General features: G+C 53.0%; 15 protein-coding genes. 10 read left to right on the top strand and 5 right to left on the bottom strand.

Annotation, left to right across the window (positions count from 1 at the left end):
* Positions 1 to 132: 132 nt before the first annotated feature.
* Positions 133 to 2,484 (top strand): TonB-dependent receptor, encoded by a 2,352-nt coding sequence (locus CSR04_RS11555; protein WP_102796450.1) that lies wholly within the window; start codon positions 133 to 135, stop codon positions 2,482 to 2,484.
* Positions 2,485 to 2,573: 89 nt separating this feature from the next.
* Complete coding sequence (locus CSR04_RS11550) at positions 2,574 to 4,592, top strand: phosphocholine-specific phospholipase C (protein ID WP_102796449.1); 2,019 nt, start codon at positions 2,574 to 2,576, stop codon at positions 4,590 to 4,592.
* On the opposite strand, the gene CSR04_RS11545 is transcribed toward CSR04_RS11550, so the two are convergent.
* Positions 4,558 to 5,709 carry an FAD-dependent oxidoreductase gene (locus CSR04_RS11545; RefSeq protein WP_102796448.1) on the bottom strand — a complete coding sequence of 384 codons (1,152 nt, stop codon included), beginning with the start codon at positions 5,707 to 5,709 and terminating at the stop codon, positions 4,558 to 4,560. The genes CSR04_RS11550 and CSR04_RS11545 overlap by 35 nt on opposite strands.
* A gap of 104 nt (positions 5,710 to 5,813) precedes the next feature.
* On the opposite strand from CSR04_RS11545, the gene CSR04_RS11540 reads away from it, so the two are divergent.
* From CSR04_RS11540 to CSR04_RS11530, 3 genes are read left to right on the top strand one after another with little or no spacing between them, the layout of a single operon-like run.
* Positions 5,814 to 6,764, top strand: a complete 951-nt coding sequence (locus CSR04_RS11540; protein ID WP_102796447.1) for a LysR family transcriptional regulator — start codon at positions 5,814 to 5,816, stop codon at positions 6,762 to 6,764.
* A 25-nt stretch (positions 6,765 to 6,789) separates the two neighbouring features.
* Positions 6,790 to 7,626 (top strand): alpha/beta hydrolase, encoded by an 837-nt coding sequence (locus tag CSR04_RS11535; RefSeq protein ID WP_102796446.1) that lies wholly within the window; start codon positions 6,790 to 6,792, stop codon positions 7,624 to 7,626.
* A gap of 38 nt (positions 7,627 to 7,664) precedes the next feature.
* On the top strand, positions 7,665 to 8,459 hold the full coding sequence (locus tag CSR04_RS11530) for a penicillin-binding transpeptidase domain-containing protein (RefSeq protein WP_102796445.1): 795 nt from the start codon (positions 7,665 to 7,667) through the stop codon (positions 8,457 to 8,459).
* A 77-nt stretch (positions 8,460 to 8,536) separates the two neighbouring features.
* Here CSR04_RS11530 and CSR04_RS24940 read toward each other — a convergent pair whose 3' ends face one another.
* The 4 genes from CSR04_RS24940 to CSR04_RS11515 form a co-directional block, all read right to left on the bottom strand.
* Positions 8,537 to 8,692, bottom strand: coding sequence for a hypothetical protein (locus CSR04_RS24940; protein WP_172449333.1), 156 nt, complete (start codon positions 8,690 to 8,692; stop codon positions 8,537 to 8,539).
* A 123-nt stretch (positions 8,693 to 8,815) separates the two neighbouring features.
* Complete coding sequence (locus CSR04_RS11525; RefSeq protein WP_102796444.1) at positions 8,816 to 10,039, bottom strand: M24 family metallopeptidase; 1,224 nt, start codon at positions 10,037 to 10,039, stop codon at positions 8,816 to 8,818.
* Positions 10,040 to 10,051: 12 nt separating this feature from the next.
* Positions 10,052 to 11,293, bottom strand: coding sequence for an NAD(P)/FAD-dependent oxidoreductase (locus CSR04_RS11520; RefSeq protein WP_102796443.1), 1,242 nt, complete (start codon positions 11,291 to 11,293; stop codon positions 10,052 to 10,054).
* Between the two features lie 4 nt (positions 11,294 to 11,297).
* The gene (locus CSR04_RS11515; RefSeq protein WP_102796442.1) at positions 11,298 to 12,323 is read right to left on the bottom strand and encodes a proline racemase family protein; all 1,026 of its coding nucleotides are present in this window, start codon (positions 12,321 to 12,323) and stop codon (positions 11,298 to 11,300) included.
* Positions 12,324 to 12,411: 88 nt separating this feature from the next.
* On the opposite strand from CSR04_RS11515, the gene CSR04_RS11510 reads away from it, so the two are divergent.
* The 5 genes from CSR04_RS11510 to prsT all read left to right on the top strand — a co-directional run bounded on the left by CSR04_RS11510 (position 12,412) and on the right by prsT (position 19,536).
* The gene (locus tag CSR04_RS11510; RefSeq protein WP_102796441.1) at positions 12,412 to 13,326 is read left to right on the top strand and encodes a dihydrodipicolinate synthase family protein; all 915 of its coding nucleotides are present in this window, start codon (positions 12,412 to 12,414) and stop codon (positions 13,324 to 13,326) included.
* Between the two features lie 3 nt (positions 13,327 to 13,329).
* Positions 13,330 to 14,331 (top strand): 4-hydroxyproline epimerase, encoded by a 1,002-nt coding sequence (locus CSR04_RS11505; RefSeq protein ID WP_102796440.1) that lies wholly within the window; start codon positions 13,330 to 13,332, stop codon positions 14,329 to 14,331.
* Between the two features lie 58 nt (positions 14,332 to 14,389).
* A complete protein-coding gene (locus CSR04_RS11500; RefSeq protein ID WP_102796548.1) occupies positions 14,390 to 15,880 on the top strand; it encodes an aldehyde dehydrogenase (NADP(+)) in 1,491 nt (496 codons plus the stop codon).
* Between the two features lie 149 nt (positions 15,881 to 16,029).
* Positions 16,030 to 16,695 carry a GntR family transcriptional regulator gene (locus tag CSR04_RS11495; RefSeq protein WP_102796547.1) on the top strand — a complete coding sequence of 222 codons (666 nt, stop codon included), beginning with the start codon at positions 16,030 to 16,032 and terminating at the stop codon, positions 16,693 to 16,695.
* Positions 16,696 to 16,779: 84 nt separating this feature from the next.
* Positions 16,780 to 19,536: an XrtA/PEP-CTERM system TPR-repeat protein PrsT gene (gene prsT / locus CSR04_RS11490; protein WP_102796439.1), complete on the top strand. Its 2,757-nt coding sequence runs from the start codon at positions 16,780 to 16,782 to the stop codon at positions 19,534 to 19,536.
* Positions 19,537 to 19,586 lie beyond the last annotated feature (50 nt).

Raw genomic sequence — 19,586 nt, 5'->3', positions numbered from 1 at the left:
GCGATATAAAAACAACTCAAAACAACATAAAACAAAATAAAACAACGTAAAGCAATAAAAATATAATTTTTTTGTCATCTTTGCTTGGTAAAACCTTGCCCCGTGATCTCACACAACACTTAAGGAACACAGATGCACAACAAACTTGCTCACTTTGCCTTGTCGGCGCTGGCCATGGGGTTAAGCCAGGCCGCCCTGGCTAATGACGATGCCGCCAGCGCGGCGGACAACGCCAGCATTGATGAAATTGTGGTGGTCGGGCAAAAACAAACTTTTGCCACCTCTCACGTTTCCCAGACCATGATTGAACGCCAGGCTGCGGTAGCGTCGGTGAACGATGTGCTGAATGAATTACCCGGCGTACTGGTGACCCAAGGGGATTACTTTGGTGCGTCGGACTGGCTGACGGCGATCTTTATGCGCGGTTTTAACACTGGTGGTGGCGCCAATCAGATAGGTACAACCATCGACGGTTTGCCTAACGGCGGTTCCAGCTATGGTGGTGGCAGTAAAGCCAACCGCTATATCGATGTACTGGAGCTGGAAACCGTGGAAGTTGGGCAGGGTACGGCTGACATCAGTTCCCGTTCCAATGAAGCCCTGGGCGGAACCCTGAACTTTATCACCCGCGACCCGCTCAACGAGCAGGCCATGCGTCTGGTGACGGCCTTTGGTGATCAGGATGCGCGTAAATACTACTTCCGCTACGATACCGGGGAAATCGCGGCCAATACCCATGCCTTTGTCAGTGCGTCTTCTTCCTCGGTGAAAGACTGGATTAATAATGCCTCTACCGTGACCCGTGATTATGGGCTGGCCAAGATCACGTCGGAAATTGACGGCTTTAAGCTAACGGGTTTTATCTCTTACAACGATGCCAATGAACACGAGTTTGAAACCATTTCTTTGCAGGATTACAACAACAATCCTCGCAATGATGCGCTGCATATGACCTGGACAGATATTCCAGCGGTTAATGAATATTATCGGGATGGCTGGCGCGCCCTGCGCGAAAACACCTTTGCGTATGCCAAAGTGGAAAAAGATTTCGGTGACTGGGATTTCCAGACATCGGTATACAAACACCGTATGAAAGGGCGGGGCGACTGGGTGCCACCTTATCTGGTCAACATCAAGGATGACGGTGAGGGGGCGCCGCAGTCAGAGTTTTTGGGCGGCGAAACCCAATACGGTGGTAAGCAGATTGACCGCTTTTACTTTGTTAATCCCGACGGCAGTGCGGCCATTGCGGATGAAAACTGTGTGCCTACTCATGGTTTCAGCAAAGACTACGACCCGGCTTGTTATGCCGACAATGTGTTGCCGGTTATGTCTTACCGCCATTCCCACTATACCAATGATCGCCTTGGCCTGACCGCTGACGTGGCGTATCACTTCAGCACCGGCAGTATTCACCATACAGTGCGTGGCGGTATCTGGTTCGAAGATGGCGAGTCATCCAGCACCCGCGACTGGCACAAAATCAGCAACGTACTGGTTGGCCCGGCGTTTGATGCCAAACCTTACTGGGTGCAGTACATCAGTGAGTACCAGATAGACGAATTTATGTATTACCTGGAAGAAGTGGCAGAAATAGGGGATGTTACTGCCCGTCTGGGGGTCAAGAAATTTAAGGTGGATACCGATTACCATCAGCCCATCGGCCAGGATCCTGCGGTTTCCAATTCTTCCAGCTCTGATCCGCTGATTTCATTTGGCCTTAATTACATAACTCCACTGCCTGGACTGGAAGTGTTTGCCGGCTATTCAGAAAACTTCTCAGCCATCAGCAAGGACAGGGTTGGTGGGTCTACCAGCGAAGAGCTGTCGCGGATTGAAGCCGAAACAGCCGAGAACATTGAAGTAGGGCTGCGTTATGAAGGGCGTGATCTGCAGTTTGCCATGACCTATTACGATATTGCCTTTGAGAACCGTATTGTATTTATCGAAGATGGCGCGGTCACCGGCATTGACTATCTGAGCCAGGTGGATGGGGTTTACTACAACCTGGGCGGTATCGACAGTAATGGTTTGGAAATGTTGGCGTCGTACAATCTGGGTAACGGTTTCAGTTTGTCGGGCTCGTACACCTACAACAAAGCAACCTTCGTTGGCACGGGCTCTGCGGCGCTGGACAAGGAAGCGAAAGTGGTACCAGGTAACCGTGTGCATGGTTCACCCAAGTCGCAATTTGTATTAGCCGCCGATTATATGGGCGAGATGATGAGTGCCGGTATGTCGCTGCGTTTCGTTGGTGACCGATACATCAATTACGACAATGCCGAAGTCGCGCCGTCCTATACCGTGTCTGATCTGTATGTTGGCGTGGATCTGGCCAACCTGTCGGACAACTTTAAGGGATTGTCGGCCAGATTAAACGTTAACAACCTGTTTGATCAGGAATTTATCAGTGGTGTATACAGTGGTGCGGTATTCCCGGCGGCACCGCGTACCGTGACTTTGTCACTGACTGCTGACTTCTAAGTAGGGTAACAAATAGGGCTGCGTTGCTGACGCACCAGCCCTGTGTGGTTTTTCGTTCACGCCGGATAGCGTGGCAAATGGAGTGAATTATGAGTGGTATCAGTCGTCGGCAGTTTCTGGCCGGCAGTGCAATGGCCGGGCTGGCAGCAACCTATCCGCAAATCGTCAGGGCGCTGAGTATTCCTGCCAAAGTACAAAGCGGGACAATCGAAGACGTGCAGCACGTGGTGATTTTGATGCAGGAAAACCGCTCATTTGATCATTACTTTGGCACCATGCCCGGCGTACGGGGTTTTTCTGATCCTTATCCGGCACCGGCCAAACCCCTGCCAGGCCAAAGTGAACGCAATGTGTTTACTCAGGTCAACTCCATGCACAAAGGCCCCGCCCAGCTTGGCCCCTTTGCCCTGAATACCCGCCAGACCTTTGCCCATATGCGTCTTGAGGGAACGCCGCATTCCTGGCCTGATGCGCAACATGCCTGGGATCATGGGCGCATGGATAAATGGCCCGACGCTAAGCACTTACATTCCATGGGATACTTCGAACGCGAGGATATTCCTTTTCAGTTTGCCCTGGCGGATGCTTTTACCTTGTGTGATGCCTATCACTGCGCTATGCACGCCGGTACCAATCCCAATCGTTTGTTTTTATGGACCGGGTGCAATGACGGGGGGGCCAGTGGCGGTGGCCCGGCGGTGGGCAACTCTCATGATAATCTGCCCGAACACGACGGGCCTGCGGCGTCCTATACCTGGATGACCTACCCTGAGCGCTTGCAGCAAGCGGGTATCGACTGGACCATTTATCAGGATATGGGGGATAACTTTACCGACAACCCGCTGGTGGGCTTTAAGGCATATCGTGACGCCTCCGCCGGGCAGCCGGATGCAGAGCCTGAATTGCTGAACCGGGCGCTGACCACCCGCGCTCTGGACAGATTAAAAGCCGATGTACTGGCAGACAAACTGCCAGCGGTGTCCTATGTGATTGCCACGGCCGAAGGTTCTGAGCACCCCGGCCCGTCCAGTCCGGCACAGGGCGCTGCCTATACTGCGGATATGCTGGATGCCCTGACGGCCAACCCAGAGGTCTGGGCTAAAACCGTGCTGTTTATTATGTTTGATGAAAACGACGGCTTTTTTGATCATGTGCCGCCTCCGGCTCCGCCATCGCCGGATCCAAGCGCTAAGGACGGCTATGCCGGTTATTCGCAAATTTCCACCCAGGGGGAATACCATCAGCATCCGGATAAACACAATGCCAAATTGGACAAGCCCGAACTAAGAGGGCGGCCTTATGGGCTGGGACCAAGGGTACCTGCCTATGTGGTATCGCCCTGGAGTCGCGGCGGTTATGTCTGTTCTGAGGTGTTGGATCACACCTCGGTTATCCGCTTTCTGGAAGCCCGCTTTGGGGTGATGGAGCCCAATATCACGCCGTGGCGGCGGGCGGTAAGTGGCGATTTTCTGAGCGCCTTTGACTTTGCTAACCCCAATAAAGACAGTTTTCCTGCCTTGCCTGCCCCCTATCAGGATGCCCTGCGCGCTGCGCAGTATAAGGAACGCACCTTACCGCCTATTCCTGAGCAAACAGCCGCCATCGCCCAGCAGCCTGGTCATAAGCCACACCGCCCTTGTGTTTATGCGCCGGAGGTAACAGAGCACCTGACGGCCGACAGCCTGGTCTTAACACTGACAAACAGCGGGTCCCGCGCGCTGGTGGTTCAGGTATATAACCGGCTGGATCTGGATGCCATTCCCAGACGCTATACCCTGGCAGCCAAAGGCAGCTTACAGGCCGACTGGCCGCTGCTGCACGGCAGGTACGATTTGCAGGTGATGGGGCCGGAAGGGTTTCACCGGCGCATCAAAGGGGGCACTGCGCATCCGTATCAGGTGCAATTGCACGCTGAGCGCCATACGCTGCGGCTTAACAGCAGTACTGAGGCCCTGCAATACCGGCTGGGTCAGCAGGGCGAGTTTAAAACCCTGGCTGCGAATAAGGCTCTGAGCATAAAAGCGGATGCAGACCGCCGCTATGATCTGAGCGTACAGGATACCGACGGGCATTTTATTCGTCAGTTTGCCGGGCGGTTACCGGGTTAGTGGCAAGCCCGGCCATGTAGAACGCAGCCATTCTGGCTGGGGAGTGGGCAACTGAAACGGGCTTTTGCTCAGGCTTGCTGCCGGGGGAAAACAGCGCTTGGGCCAGTTGCCTGCCCATGCGCTGAATCTCTGTGGTTTTACTCTGTCGCCGGGACTGAAAGTTGTTAAACAAAGTGGCAGTGCCTGGGCTGTCTTGCAGCAGTTCTGCCAAAATCCACGCATCTTCCAGGGCCTGACAGGCCCCTTGCCCTGACGTTGGCAGCGAGGCATGCGCGGCGTCACCAAGTAAAAGCACATTGTCGCGATGCCACAGTGTGAGCGGCTCAATATCGTGCACAAAAATAGGCTTAATACTGTCTGGCTGGGCGAAGTTCAATATCGTGCGTACGGTTTGCGGCCAGTGTGCAAAGCGTTTAGCTAAGCCGGATTGCTGTATGCTTAACGCGTCCTGGCAATCTAATGGGGTTGGCCAGGCTGCAGCCCAATAACACTGGTTGTTACTCACTGGCACTATGCCAAATCGCTGAGCATTGCCGCAAAAATCCACAATATCCGGCTGGTTTAGGGTTGCAGACGGGTACTGGCTGATGCCAATCACATTAACGAAGCCCTGATAAACTGCCCTGGCTGTGGGGGCCACATACTGACGTGCTATCGAATGCATACGTCCGTCTGCACCAATAACTAAATCATATTGCTGGCTCAACACTGCTAATCTGTCTGCATCTATTGCATGGCTGTCGGTAATCTCCACCGAGGTTTTCGCCAGTGCCCCGACTAATATACCCATTAAGTCCCGGCGCAGAATGGTCAGGCTGGGATAGCCAATAAGCTTATCCAGTTCTGTTACTGACAATTGGCCAATATCATCGCCCTGCGGGCTGAATCTGCGCAGCCAGTGTGGCTGGCAGGACGCTGTGCGGATCTGTGCTAACAAGCCCATTGCTTCCAACACAAAAGTGGCATTGGGCCATAAGGTCACACCCGCGCCCATTTGTTTGCCTAGTTGTCGGCGCTCAAAAATATGTACTGAATGGCCCTGGCGTGCTGCCAACAGCGCAAAAGCCAGGCCCGCGATCCCAGCACCGATAATGGCTATGTTGTTTTTAGCTCGCATTGTTTTGTGTTCCTGGTAGCTGATAGACAGGTGGGAGTATTAATCAGCCGCCAGGTGAGATAAATTGCGGTTAAATGGTTTGATAATCCCATTAGGTGGGCCAATTGCTGGAAAAATTGGAACTGGCCTGGCTGATAAGCTTTCGTCAGGTGTTTGAGGTAAAAAGTTTTAAGCAGGCGGCAAGTATCCTGAATCTGCCATCGTCGAATGTCAGCAGACATGTTGCCCAACTGGAGGATGCTGTTGGTCTGCGTCTGCTTGAACGCACTACCCGCAGAATGGCTGCGACCGAAGCCGGTGAGACATTATACCAACAAGTGGTGCCGCTTCTGGATAGTATGGACAGTGCACTGCTTGAAATGAGTGCGGCTGGCAAGACAGTGGCGGGACATCTCAAAGTGCTGATGCCGGATTTACCATTGTTGGGCAAATGGCTGGCTGAATTTTGCTGTCAGTACCCGCTGCTGAGCTTGAGTTGCGATACCAACCTGGCCCCCACACAGGGGTTGGAAGATGGTGTGGATCTGTTATTGCAATATGGCCGGGGGCCGCTGCAAAGTAGCGGCTGGGTGGCAAAAGAAATTGCACGCTGGCCAAGTATTGTGGTTGGCGCACCGCAGCTTTGTCAGCGCTACAGCGCGCAGCTTAGCCTGAATCAGCTTAAATTTTTGCCTTGTATTACCAGTTTGAGTGCACTGAATGGCACTCCCTGGGTGTTTAAACAAAACGACTCACAGGCCGTCACTGTGCCGGTGTATTCCACGTATCGGATCAACAGTGCCCATTTAGCCAAAGAGGCGGCGCTGGCGGGGCTGGGTTTTGTCATTTTGCCTGAATTGAGTTGTCAAACCGAGCTGCAGCAAGGTTTGTTGCAACGGGTTGTACTGGAAAAAGTACCAGAAGATTTAGTGCTCTATGCCATCTTTAACGGCCGGGACAAAACACCCAGAAAGGTCACGGCCTTGCTGGACTTCTTAATGCAGAAGTCAACCGGGTCGAACCAATCGGATTGGGTTGCCTGGTCCAAAGGCCAGCATCAGTCTGGAGCGGATTAAAAAATCAATAAGGAGATGAGATCTTATGTATAAGCGTACCCCTTTCAGGCCTTCCTGGCTGCTGCTGGTGGTGTGTTACATCTGTGCGGCCGGTTTGCCAGCCGCTCCACAAGCGCTTAACCCAGCACCTCTGAATATTGGCCAGAGTTTTATGTTGTCGTCCACTGTGCTGGGGGAGGAACGCCGGATAAATCTGTATTTTCCAAAGGCCTACTTCGAACAACCTGATCAACCGCTGCCGGTGTTGTATATGCCGGATGGCGGCGTGCATGAAGACTTTGTGCATATTGCCGGCCTGGTGCAAATTGGTTCGCTAAACTGGACTACCCGCCCGGTTATTCTGGTGGGAATTGAAAATACCGACAGAAAACGCGACCTGACCGGCCCCACAGAAGATGAAGAAGACAAGAAAATCTCCTCTGTGGTGGGCAAGTCTGCCGAATTCAGAACCTTTCTGCGTCAGGAGCTGATTCCCACTATTGAGCAACATTATCGAACCACCGCTGAGCGCGGCATTATCGGTGAATCCTTGGCAGGTTTGTTTGTGGTGGAAACCATGTTGCTTGAGCCGGACCTGTTTTCCAATTACATTGCGGTGGATCCAAGCCTGTGGTGGAACCAGGCGGCGCTGGTTAAACAGGCCGGGGAAAGGCTAAAAAATGGCGGCCACCAGGGCCTAAGAGTGCACCTGGCGGCCAGTAGCCAGCAGGGGATTGTTGAGCCAACCCGGCAGCTCGCTGGTATATTGCAACAAGCACCGGGTCTGGACGCATCCTTCACAGAGTTTCCTGATGAAACCCATTTGTCCGTTTATCATCCTGCCGCATTGAATGCGCTTCGACTGGTGTATGCCCGTGAATAAAAGGTCAACACCCTCTAATCACACAGAAAAGGAAAAACATGAAATATTTAAGCCTGGTAGTCAGTCTTGGCCTGGTTATGCAGCAGTCTGTACAGGCTGAGGAAGTAAGTCCGTGTATAGAGGGTGATGCCTGTACCCTGGCGCTATACAGTGAAACTGCCGGGCAATGGCAATTTATTAACTCCGAACGGGCTAAACAGGCATTTGCCCCTTATTCCACTTTTAAAATAGCCAATACCCTGATTTTGCTGGAAAGTGGCCAGGTGAATACAACGGCACGCTATCAGATTGACCTGAATCGCTATCCGGCTCAGGATTGGTGGTTTAAAACCTGGCGGGAACCAGATCAAAATCTTAAATCTGCTTTTGATTATTCGGTATTGCCTCTTTACCGGCAATGGTCGGCGGATTTGGGCCGGGCGGCTTACGAACAATTTATCCAGCAATTCAGTTACGGTAATCAGGATGTGTCTGGCCCGGTGGACGGCTTCTGGCTGGGTGACAGTCTGCAAATCAGCGCGGTGCAGCAAGTTGAGTTTTTGCGTAAATACCAACACCAGCAACTGGGACTGAAAGCCTCAACCTATCGGGATTTTTCACCTATTTTTCTACAGCGACAGGACAAACAGGCCAGGCTGTTTGCCAAAACCGGCGGTGGTATGCTGGCTAAAGGACAGGCCCGTGGTTGGTATGTGGGCATGGTAGAAAACCAGCAGGGTATGCATTACTTTGCTTTTAATATGGATGCCGACAGTTTTAAAAGCCTGGCAGAAACCCGCATTAAAAAAGCGTTGGCCAGCCTGCAGAGCCTGAAAGTAACAGTGCCTGAATAGATTTCACCTCAATGCTGAGCTTTGCATGCCAAATCAGACCACAATAAGGTTTGCATGCACAGGCTCAGCGTGCCTGGCTAGCCCTGTTTTTTTATCTTGTCTTCCAGCGTCCTGAGCTGATCAGAGATATTGCGCAGTCGCACAATAATGTAGATCAGTAGCAAGGGGGTAAATAGTTGAAACAGCGCCACAACAATATAAGAAAAAGCGCCCAGCATAGCCTGACTTTCCATATCGATATTACTCCGTTGTTGATTCGAGGTATTAGGGATAGCTTATATACCTTAGTCTGTCTACTACCTTAATACCTCAACAGTCTCAGCGGCAGAGGTGTTTATCTTTGGCCATTTTATCAATTAAGCATTGAGCCCAAAAGGATCGTCAATGCTGTGGCTGGGCTTTGTAAACCAGCGCGGGCCTTGCTCTGTCATATAGAAATGATCTTCCAGGCGTACTCCGAATTCATTGGGCGCGACAATCATCGGTTCATTGGAAAAGCACATGCCTGGTGCCAGCGGCAGGGTGTTACCACCGACCAGATAAGGCCATTCGTGAATATCCATGCCAATGCCATGGCCGGTGCGATGGGGCAAACCCGGCAACTGGTAGTCCGGGCCCAGACCACTTTGTGCCAGCGCCTGTCTGGCTGCTTTGTCTACCTCTTCACAAGCCACGCCCAGTTTGGCGGCGTTAAACGCGGCGGTCTGGGCCTGCTGCTCGGCATTCCATAGTTCGCGCTGACGAGCACTGGCCTCGCCAAACACATAAGTGCGGGTAATATCCGACAGGTAGTCATGTACCTTACAACCGGTATCAATCAGCACCATATCGCCTTGTTTCAGATGCTGAGCATGTTTTACCCCATGAGGAAAGGAGGTGGCCACACCAAACAGCACAATACAGAAGTAGGAGCCCGGCGCGCCAACCTGCTTATGGGCCTGATGAATAAACTGCTCGACTTCGGTGGTACTGATACCTTCGCGCAGAATACTGGCAGCGGCCTTATGCACTTCCAGAGTCATATCCATGGCACGTTGCATCAGGGCAATCTCGGCCGGGGATTTGTGCATACGGCAATGGGCGGTAACGGCTTTGGCGTTGATTAAACTCAGACCCTGCTGTAACTGGTTGATACCATCAAAAATAAAAAACTGCGCGCTTTCATCGATGCCGATGGTAGCTGGGGCCTGAATACCCATTTTCTCCAATACCTGCAGAAACAGCGCATAAGGCGATTCATGTTCATGCCAGGGGTTAATCTTGCCGGGTATCTGCATAAAGTCATTCAGGCTGCCAATTTCAAAGTGGGGGGCAATAAATTCCAGCTCGCCCTTGGCTGGCAGGATAGCGCCTACCATGCGTTCGCTGGCGTACCAGCGCAGACCAGTGAAATACATCAGGTTGGTACCGGCATTCAGATAAATGGCATCTATGCCATTGGCCTGCATATAAGCCTGAGCCTTGGCGATACGAGCATGAAATTCCTGGATGCCGATAGGCTGCAGGTCGGTGGTCATATCCGATAAGGTGGCCAGCGCCTGTTCCGGCGTTTTGCCACCGATACCTGATGTGTTAAACATGTTTTTCTCCTGTCAGTTAAAACGACTGATGCAATAAGGCTGCATATCAATGTCGGGCTGTTGGCCTGCCACCAGTTGCGTGATTAACCTGGCCGTAACGGCGCCCTGGGTTAGTCCTAAATGCTGGTGACCAAAGGCCAGGTACAAATGCTGGTGGTTGGGCGCCTGACCCAGCACCGGCAAGGAGTCCGGCAGCGACGGACGCATACCCATCCAGCGGCTGGCCATCTGGGTCTCAGGCAAGTCCTTCAATAGTGCCTTGGCGTGTGGCAACAGGCAATCGGCCCGCCGATTATCCATTTCCCGCTCCAAACCGGCAAATTCTACTGTACCGGCCAGACGCAAACCGCCGCTCATGGGAGTCATAATAAATTTACGCTCCGCCGAGGCCACTGGCCGACTGATAGGGTTGTCGACCGGCAGCATCAGGTGATAGCCGCGTTCGGTATCCAGCGGCACTCTATAGCGAAGGGGGGCCAGTAATTTTTTCGACCAGGCGCCAGCGCAGAGCAGCACTTTGTCAAAGTCCTGAATACCTGCCTGACTGCGCACTTTAACGCCATGTTGATGATGTTCAATTGCCAGCACATCCTGCTGCAACAATTGACCGCCTAGGACGATAAAGTGCTTGGCCAGGCTCAGGCATAAGTGTTCCGGGTCGAGGCTGTGTCCCACCTCTTCAAATAAAAAAGCCGATTGCACCCGCTCCGACAATGCTGGTTCCAGGGCCAGAGCTTGCTGGCGGTCCAGCCACTGCAGTTTCACGCCTTCGGCTTTAAATGCCTCGAACTCACGTTTAATCTGCTCTGGCTTGGTGTCTTCAAAGGTCAGCAGACTGCCGTTTTTTTCCAGCAGGTGGATTAAACCGGCTTCGGCCAGCAACTCATCATAAGCGGGCAGGGCCAACTGATTTAATGCTTTCAACGCCTGAGTATGGCGACGAAAGCGTTGGCTGCGCATATTCCAGGCAAAGCGCATAAACCAGGGCATGGCGCGCAGCAGATAAGACCAGCGAATTCGTAACGGGCCAGTGGGGTTGAGTAACATAGACGGCAGTTGCATCAGCAACCGTTTATCCGCCAGCGGGAAGACCTGTTCGGTGGCAAAATGCCCGGCATTGCCGTAAGAGCATTCTTTGGCAATACCTTTGCGGTCAATTAAGGTCACGGCGAATCCTTGTTTTTGCAGCGACAAGGCGCAGCAAATACCGATAACACCAGCGCCGATAACGGCGATTCTTTGCGGCTGTTGCATGGGATTACCTGATAAAAAAGCCTTGTGGAAAGGGATCTTGCGCATGCAGCATAAAGCGGTGCTCGCCGGTGATATAAGCCTGGCCCGACACTCTGGGGATCACGGCCTGAAACGGCCCGAAGATCTGCTCATGGCTGATACTCACCGACATGGTGCTACCAATAATGCTTTCAATCTGAATCGGTGCGCTGCCGCTCCAGGCGGTTTTGTACCTCAGCAGCGCGGCCCGGCCACTGACGCCGGTACCGGTGGGGGAGCGATCCAACTCACCGTCGGCAAAGATGCAAACGTGCCGCGAGTGGCTGGTTGAATGTTCAACCTTATCAGAGGTGAAAATCACCCCATACAAAAAGCCTAAGTCGGCTTCTTCAGGGTGTATTAGCTGATGCCTGGGCATAATAGCCTGCTTCAGGCGGCGGCCTATGTCTATCAACTGCCTGGCATTGGCCACGCTGCAGTCCAGCCCCAGTTTATCGGCATCAACGTAAGCATAGTAGGCACCGCCAAAGGCGATATCGTAGTCCACCCGGCCAACGCCGGGCAGCTCAATATACTGATGGGTGGCTTCGACAAACGAGGGCACGCAATCAAAGCTGGCATTAAGCTTATCCTGTTGCATTTCAGCATAAGCCTGAATGCGCCCGGCCGGAGCATCAATGCGCACTGTGGCCGGGTGGGTCAGCGAGATTGCACCGGTTTCGGCCAGTGCCGTCACCAGGGCCAGGATGCCATGGCCGCACATGCTGGAATAGCCTTCATTGTGCATAAACAACACGCCCATATCGCCATCCACGCTGACCGGCTCGGTTATCAGCGCCCCGTACATATCCGCATGGCCCCTCGGCTCATACATTAATAGCTGGCGCAGATGATCCAGGTTGGCCATCAGATAACGACGTTTGGCCAGCATGCTATTGCCAGGGATCGTTGGGTAGCCTGACAACACAATACGCAAGGGTTCACCTGCGGTATGTAGGTCCAGGCAATGCAACTGTGGATAGCCGCGCAGGTTTTCGGGGCGGACTTGCATAAAGTTCCTTGCTGAAAATCGATATATTGAATATTGTATACAAAATGCATATGATGCAAGAAATTTTCACCAGCAGAGGTAATTCACTATGTCTATCAACTGGCAGGGCGTGTATCCCGCCGTCACCACACAATTTAATAGCGACGACTCCATTAATATCGACAGTACCCAACGTATGTTGGATGAGCTGATTAAAGACGGGGTAAACGGCATCATTGCCTGTGGCACCGTCGGCGAAAACTGCTCACTGCGCGCCGATGAAAAGCGTACTGTGCTGCGCGCCGCCAAAGAAGTAATTAATGGCCGGGTGCCCTTGATTAGCGGTGTGGCCGAAACCACCACCCGTTTTGCCATGGAGTTTTGCCAGGATGCCGAGAAAATCGGGGTCGATGGCGTGATGGTTCTGCCTGGCATGGTGTATCGCTCCACCGAACGTGAAGCCATTCATCACTACCAGCAGGTTGCCCGTAATACCGCGCTGCCGATTATGATCTACAACAACCCGGTCACTTACGGGGTGGATATTGGTATTGAAGGCATGGGGATATTGGCCGAAGAGCAGAATATTGTGGCGGTTAAGGAGTCCACCGCTGATACACGTCGTATCACCGAGCTGTTTAATGCCTTTGAAAATCGTTTTACCGTCTTCAGCGGCGTAGACGATATCGCTCTGGAAAGCCTGATGCTGGGCGCGGTGGGCTGGATTTCCGGTCTGACCAATGTGTTCCCCCGTGAATCTGTGGCTATTTATAAACTGGCCAAGGCCGGTCGCTATGCCGAAGCGCTGGAGATCTGGCGCTGGTTCCTGCCGCTGCTGCGTCTGGATACCATTCCTACCCTGGTGCAATGCATTAAATTTGCCGAGCAACTGGCCGGTCGCGGCGTTGAGCATGTGCGTGCGCCCAGACTGCCACTGCCACAAGACGAAAAACAGCGCATTCAGGCCATGTTCGATAGCGGGATGCAAAACCGTATCGACCTTAGCAAATTCAACCTGGACTGACGTATGCGTAAAGGGACGTTTTTCTGCATCGACGGCCACACCTGCGGTAATCCGGTCAGACTGGTGACCAGCGGTCATCCCGATCTAAAAGGGCAGACTATGAGTGACAAGCGCCAGGACTTTCTGGCCCATTATGATTGGATCCGCCAGGCTCTGATGTTTGAGCCCAGAGGCCACGACATGATGTCCGGCTCGTTTTTGTATCCGCCGGTGAGCGAAGATGCGGATGCCGCCATCCTGTTTATTGAGACCTCTGGCTGTTTGCCTATGTGCGGACACGGCACCATCGGTACTGTTACCTTTGCCCTGGAGCAGGGTTTGCTGACACCCAAAGTGGCAGGGCAACTGCTGCTGGATGTACCCGCCGGGCAGATCCGGGTGGAGTATCAGCAGCAGGGCGATAAGGTGGAGTGGGTGCGGATTTATAACGTCCCGGCCTATCTGGCCTACCAGGATATTCAGGTGAACGTGCCTGGCCTGGGCGAGCTGACAGTGGATATCGCCTACGGTGGTAACTTTTACATTATTGTTGAACCACAGGCGAATTTCCCCGGCATTCAGCACTGGTCGGCGGCGCAAGTCCTGCATTTTAGCCCGTTGGTCAGGCAGGCAATTAATCAGCAACTGGACTGTATTCATCCGCAGGATGTCACGGTATGCGGTGCCTCGCATTTGCTGTGGACCGGGCAGCCGAAAACCCCTGGCTCTCATGCTGCCAATGCGGTGTTTTATGGCGACAAGGCCATTGATCGGTCCCCTTGCGGCACCGGCACCAGCGCCAGAATGGCGCAGCTGTATGCCAAAGGTCAACTGCGGGTGGGCGAAGATTTTGTGCATGAAAGCTATATCGGCAGTCAGTTTGTCGGGCGGGTGGAAGGGCTGAGTCAGGTCGGCAATTACCCGGCAATTCTACCCAGCATTCGCGGCTGGGCCAGGGCCACCGGACAAAACTGTATCTATGTGGATGACAGCGACCCTTATGCGCTGGGATTTCAAGTTATTTAGTGTGCCATCAGAAGGATCCGGGCTGTTTCAGGCGGGAAACAAATCAGAGGAGAACGACATGAATTTAACAGGTAAGAGTCTGATTGCAGGCAAATGGTTGGGGGAAGAGAGCCAGACGGTATTTTATGCCTTTAGCCCTGCGCGTAATGAACCGATGCAACAGGTGTTTTTTAATGCCAGTGCTGAGCAAACAAAACTGGCCTGCAGCGCTGCCCAGCAAGCGTTTTTAGCCTACCGCCGCACGTCAGCGGCCCAGCGCGCGGCCTTTTTATGTGCTATTGCAGATGAAATTGCAGGACTGGGTGACGCGCTGCTTACCCTGACCCACGAAGAAACCAATCTGCCTATGGCCAGACTGACGGGGGAGTGCGGTCGCACGATGGGGCAACTGCGCGCATTTGCCAGCCATTTACAAAACAGTTCAGTGGTGTTGCTGCAAGAACAGGCTGAGCCGAATCGCCAACCTTTGCCCAAATCGGCGTTTACCTTAACCCGACTGCCTTTGGGGCCGGTGGCGGTATTTGGTGCATCAAACTTTCCTTATGCCTTTTCTACCTTGGGCGGTGATACGGCGGCAGCGCTGGCGGCCGGTTGTCCGGTGGTGGTTAAAGGTCACCCGGCTCACCCCGGCACCAGCGAATTAATGGCCCTTGCCATTGCCAGGGCCATTGAAACCTGCGGTATGCCACCTGGGGTATTTTCCTTGCTACAAACCAATCAGGTGGACTTGGCTCATCAGCTGGTGGCCGACCCACATATTCAGGCTGTGGGATTCACCGGCTCTTTGGCCGTGGCCAGGCATTTACAGCGCACTATTGCCGAGCGTGAACAACCCATTCCTTTATATGCTGAGCTTGGCAGTGTTAATCCGCAGGTGTTGTTACCAGAGCAGATGGCCGAGCGGGGCGAGGCTCTGGCTGAGCAGCTTTGCCAGTCGCTATTAATGGGCAATGGTCAGTTCTGCACCAGTCCGGGTCTGTGGCTGGTGCCAGAGGATAATGCAGCGTTTGCCGCACGGGTTAAGGCATTTTTGGCAGAGCAGCCGTCAGATACCTTGCTGACGCCAGGTATTCTGCGTACTTATCAAAGTCAGACCCAGTCGTTGGCCATGAATAGCAAGTTAAAACAGCTTGGCTTAGGGCCCTTGCAGCAACCATATCATGCTCAGGCCATGGTATTTGCCGTTAGCGCGGCAGATTTTCTGGCCAATCCGCAATTACAGCAGGAGGTGTTTGGCCCTTGTGCCCTGATGGTAAGTTATCAGGACCAGACACAACTGTTAACGCTGATTGCGTCGCTGGAGGGGCAACTCACCGCCAGTGTGCATGGCAGCGCCGGGGATATTGCCCAGGCTGATGAAGTAGTGGAGGCGTTAAGCTATAAAGTCGGGCGGCTTATTTATAATCAGATGCCAACCGGCGTCGAGGTGTGTGCGGCCATGAACCATGGGGGGCCTTTTCCGGCCTCAACCGATGTGCGCTCCACTTCGGTGGGGCTGCAGGCAATGCAGCGCTTTTTACGCCCACTTTGCCTACAGAATGCATTCTGAAGGCTGCGTAGCCCGTAGCCCGTAGCCCGTAGCCCGTAGCTAAACTATGCTGCCACGGAATGGCAGCCAATCAATCAGTGATAGCGCTACCACTGGCGCTTGGATCCATGATCGGTATAATGTATGCCATATGCAGTCAGGGAGCCATCATGGCCATAGAACATAAAACTCGCACCCAACTTGTGGTGGAAGCCATACGGGAAAAGATCCTTAACGGTGACATTAAAGCTGGCGAGCCGTTGCGTCAAGCGGCGCTGGCAGAAGAGCTGAATGTCAGCCGTATTCCGGTCAGAGAAGCCCTGTTGCAACTGGAGGCCGAAGGTCTGGTGAGCTTTGAGGCACATAAAGGTGCCACGGCTACCGAATTATCTGCAGCACAGGTGGATGAGATTTTTGAGCTGCGTGCGCTGCTGGAAGCCGAGCTGCTTAAATATTCCATCGGTAAACTTACGGAACAAGACTATGCAGAAGCTGAGGCATTACTTAGCGAGTTGCAGGCAGCCATGGCCAACGGCGACAGCTATCTGGCAACCGGCAACCTGAATAGCCGCTTTCACGCCAAGTTGTATTGTCGTGCCGACCGGCCACAGACCGAAGAGCTGGTCAGCATGCTGAATAAGAACTCTGAGCGCTATGTGCGAATGCATATTATGCTGGCTGGCGGCATCGATACTGCGCCGGATGAGCACAAAGAGCTGTTGGAACTTTGTCGTGCCGGTGACAGCAAGAAAGCCTGCAGTTTTCTGAAAAAACATATTGTCAGCGCTAAAGATGACATTAAGACCTTGCTGCTGAAATTGGAAGCGAAGGGCTGATTTATTCATTTTCGGCCCGATATTGTGGTCTGTTCCTTTAACCTATAACCTTGCCTGCATTTCGTCGGATATGCATGGAACAAGATGAAGCGCATTTTTGTTAGCTTTTTTTCATTTCTGTTTGTCTGGGCTGTTCAGGCTCAGGACGCTTCGTCATTTTACGAGTCAGCGGTTAAATATCAGTTTGCTGGTGATCTGGATAAAGCCGAAATAGAGCTCAAAAACAGTCTGCAGCTTGACCCGGAATTTCTTCCGGCCCGGGTGCTATTGGGTAAAGTGCTGTTGGAGGGCGGTAAAGCGCTGGCGGCAGACAAGGAACTTAGTTTTGCCTTGTCACGTCAGGCCGATCCCAGAACCGTCATCCTCAGTCTGGTACGTGCCAAGTTGCTGCAAAGTCAGTATGCACAGGCGCAAGCACTGTTAACTGACCATCCTCAGCTACAGGACAGCGCTGAATATTTCTATTTGCGTGGTTTGCTGGGCCTTGAAAAGGGTCATAAGGACAACGCGGAGCAGGATTTTCATCAGGCCCTGGCGCTGGATTCAAGGCATGTGGAAAGTCTTACCGCCCTGGCCAATATCGCCTTGTCCAGGGATGCACTGCAAGACGCTGAAACCTGGCTGGAACGGGCGCTCAAGGAGCAACCGGAGCATTTCCCGGCGCTGTTGTTGCGGGCTCAGCTATACCGTATGTATGGGCAAACGGAACAGGCCGCAGCGCTCTATGACCACGCCATGGCGGCAAAGCCGGCTAATGAGCAGGCCATGCTGGGTAAGGCCAGTTTGCTGGTTGATGACAATCAATTGGCAGCGGCGTTACAACTGGTTCAGCAGTTTCGTGAGCAGCATCCGGATAACCCCTATGCCAAATTAATGCATTCAGCATTGGTGGCGCAGCAAGGGGATGACAGGGAAGCCAGGCACCTATTAACCGACATTCAGCATCAGCTTTCAGCCATTGACGACCGGGTACGTAAACTCCGTGAAGTCAGCTTTCTTGCCGCGGTGGTGGATTATGCCAGCGGTAAACTGGATTCTGCCCTGATCAAATTCGATGATTTTATTCATACCTACGGCGCGACCGCCGCTGCCCATCGATACCTGGCGATGATTGCGCTGCAGCAGCGCAATCTGAAAGAAGCCAAACGGCAGGTGGACAAATCCCTGGCCCTGTCTGGTCAGGATCCTGATGTGTTTGTGTTGGCAGTGACCATAAATCAGGCCGGCGGCGATCTGGCCGCAGCCTTACAAATGGCAGATAAAGGTCGGCAGCGTTTTCCGGCCCATCAGGGACTGCTGGATGCCACCGTGCAGGTGCTGATTGCTGATAAACAATTTGCCAGGGCGCTGGAACTGCTCAAACAACAACAGGGCGAGGATATCCGCAGTCGTACCTTGTTGGGATTCTTGCAACTGCAAAACGGCATGCTGGAAGATGCCCATCACACCACTCAGGCACTGCTGAATGACTATCCCGGTAAAGTGGAAATTCTGCAGTTAGCCGGGGAGCTGTCGCTCAGGCAAGGACAACCCCAGCAGTCAGAAGCTTTTTTTAATGAAATTCTACGCTTAGCTCCCGAGTTTAATGCGGCCCAGTTGGCCTTGGCTGGCATTTACCTTAATCAGGGTAAGCTGGATAAAGTGGAGAGCAGTTATATCCAGTTGCTGCAACGCAATCCGCAGGATGCCACCACAGCAAAACTCTATGCCGACCTGGCCATTCAACTTGGCCGTACAGACAAGGCCATGGCCCTGCTGGAAAGTATACAAGACCAACAGGATGAACAAGCCAATCAGGTCCTGCTGGAACTCTATATGCAGCAGCAGCGCTGGATAGATGCCAATACCTTGCTGGAACAAATGATTAGAAAGCGCAATCTGGACGAGAAGCTGCTGTACACCCGAGCCAGGCTGGAAGAAGCGCAAGGGTTGAAGGATAAGGCGATCTCCACCCTTAAAGCGCTGTATGGACTGGCCTATGATGATCCGGTTAAGTTGCACTCAGTGGCACATAAGCAGATCGATTTGGCAGAGTTAGGCGGTGCTGAGAAAACCCTGAACAGACTTAAAACTTTGCTGGGCGAACAGGTCGATATCTATTTGCAGGCACGTATGGCCATGGCCAGAGGGCAAGCCGATAAGGCCATCAGCATTTTAGATAAAGGGTTGGCCAGCAGCCCCGACAATGCCAGGTGGTTGGAATTGAAGGCTTATGCATTGAGGGCGACTGGTGATCTTGCTCAGGCGCAGGCCATTGTCCAGGCGCTTTATCAGCAGCAGCCCTTACGCGGCCATATGCAAACACTGGCGTCTCTGTACACCGAGAATCATCAAACTGATCAGGCGTTAACCTTGCTTAAGCAATGGTTGCGTGAACACCCTCAGGACAGTTGGGCGGTAGCCCAGTTGAGTCATCTTGCCATGCAAAGCGGTGATCAGACACTGGCCATTGATACACTTAAGGCCTATCCGCAATTACAGGACTCGCCGGTATTTTTGAACAATCTGGCCTACTACCTGATTGACTCAGATCTCAACCAGGCCCTGGCCTATGCAAAACGCGCCAATGAGTTGGCACCCCAGGTGGCGCAGTTTAACGACACGCTGGGCTGGATTTATGCTAAGTCTGGGAAGCCCGAGCAAGCCTTGCCATTGCTGCGTGAAGCGCAGGTGCGTGACAATGATAATGCACAGATACTGTATCATCTGGCTTACACTCTGGCCTTGCTAGGTGAAATACAGCAGGCAGAAAGTATGCTGAAGAAGGCGCAACAACTGGCTGAGGAAGCCGATTTAACCAGGCAGGTACTGGCGATACTGGGTGAAAACAGTCGTGGATAGTGGTTTTACCTGACAGCGTTGTCAAGCTCACAACTTGCTGTATAATTGCG

Source organism: Bowmanella denitrificans (assembly GCF_002887595.1).
Taxonomy (GTDB): domain Bacteria; phylum Pseudomonadota; class Gammaproteobacteria; order Enterobacterales; family Alteromonadaceae; genus Bowmanella; species Bowmanella denitrificans.
The sequence above is the reverse complement of the archived record's forward strand: the minus strand, read 5'-3'. Positions and strand labels throughout refer to the sequence as shown.

Excerpts from the sequence above, each read along its gene's own strand:
- CSR04_RS11555 (WP_102796450.1), top strand. The coding sequence starts at position 133 with ATGCACAACAAACTTGCTCACTTTGCCTTGTCGGCGCTGGCCATGGGG.
- CSR04_RS11550 (WP_102796449.1), top strand. The coding sequence starts at position 2,574 with ATGAGTGGTATCAGTCGTCGGCAGTTTCTGGCCGGCAGTGCAATGGCC.
- CSR04_RS11545 (WP_102796448.1), bottom strand. The coding sequence starts at position 5,709 with ATGCGAGCTAAAAACAACATAGCCATTATCGGTGCTGGGATCGCGGGC.
- CSR04_RS11535 (WP_102796446.1), top strand. The coding sequence starts at position 6,790 with ATGTATAAGCGTACCCCTTTCAGGCCTTCCTGGCTGCTGCTGGTGGTG.
- CSR04_RS11530 (WP_102796445.1), top strand. The coding sequence starts at position 7,665 with ATGAAATATTTAAGCCTGGTAGTCAGTCTTGGCCTGGTTATGCAGCAG.
- CSR04_RS24940 (WP_172449333.1), bottom strand. The coding sequence starts at position 8,692 with ATGGAAAGTCAGGCTATGCTGGGCGCTTTTTCTTATATTGTTGTGGCG.
- CSR04_RS11525 (WP_102796444.1), bottom strand. The coding sequence starts at position 10,039 with ATGTTTAACACATCAGGTATCGGTGGCAAAACGCCGGAACAGGCGCTG.
- CSR04_RS11520 (WP_102796443.1), bottom strand. The coding sequence starts at position 11,293 with ATGCAACAGCCGCAAAGAATCGCCGTTATCGGCGCTGGTGTTATCGGT.
- CSR04_RS11515 (WP_102796442.1), bottom strand. The coding sequence starts at position 12,323 with ATGCAAGTCCGCCCCGAAAACCTGCGCGGCTATCCACAGTTGCATTGC.
- CSR04_RS11510 (WP_102796441.1), top strand. The coding sequence starts at position 12,412 with ATGTCTATCAACTGGCAGGGCGTGTATCCCGCCGTCACCACACAATTT.
- CSR04_RS11505 (WP_102796440.1), top strand. The coding sequence starts at position 13,330 with ATGCGTAAAGGGACGTTTTTCTGCATCGACGGCCACACCTGCGGTAAT.
- CSR04_RS11500 (WP_102796548.1), top strand. The coding sequence starts at position 14,390 with ATGAATTTAACAGGTAAGAGTCTGATTGCAGGCAAATGGTTGGGGGAA.
- CSR04_RS11495 (WP_102796547.1), top strand. The coding sequence starts at position 16,030 with ATGGCCATAGAACATAAAACTCGCACCCAACTTGTGGTGGAAGCCATA.
- prsT (WP_102796439.1), top strand. The coding sequence starts at position 16,780 with ATGAAGCGCATTTTTGTTAGCTTTTTTTCATTTCTGTTTGTCTGGGCT.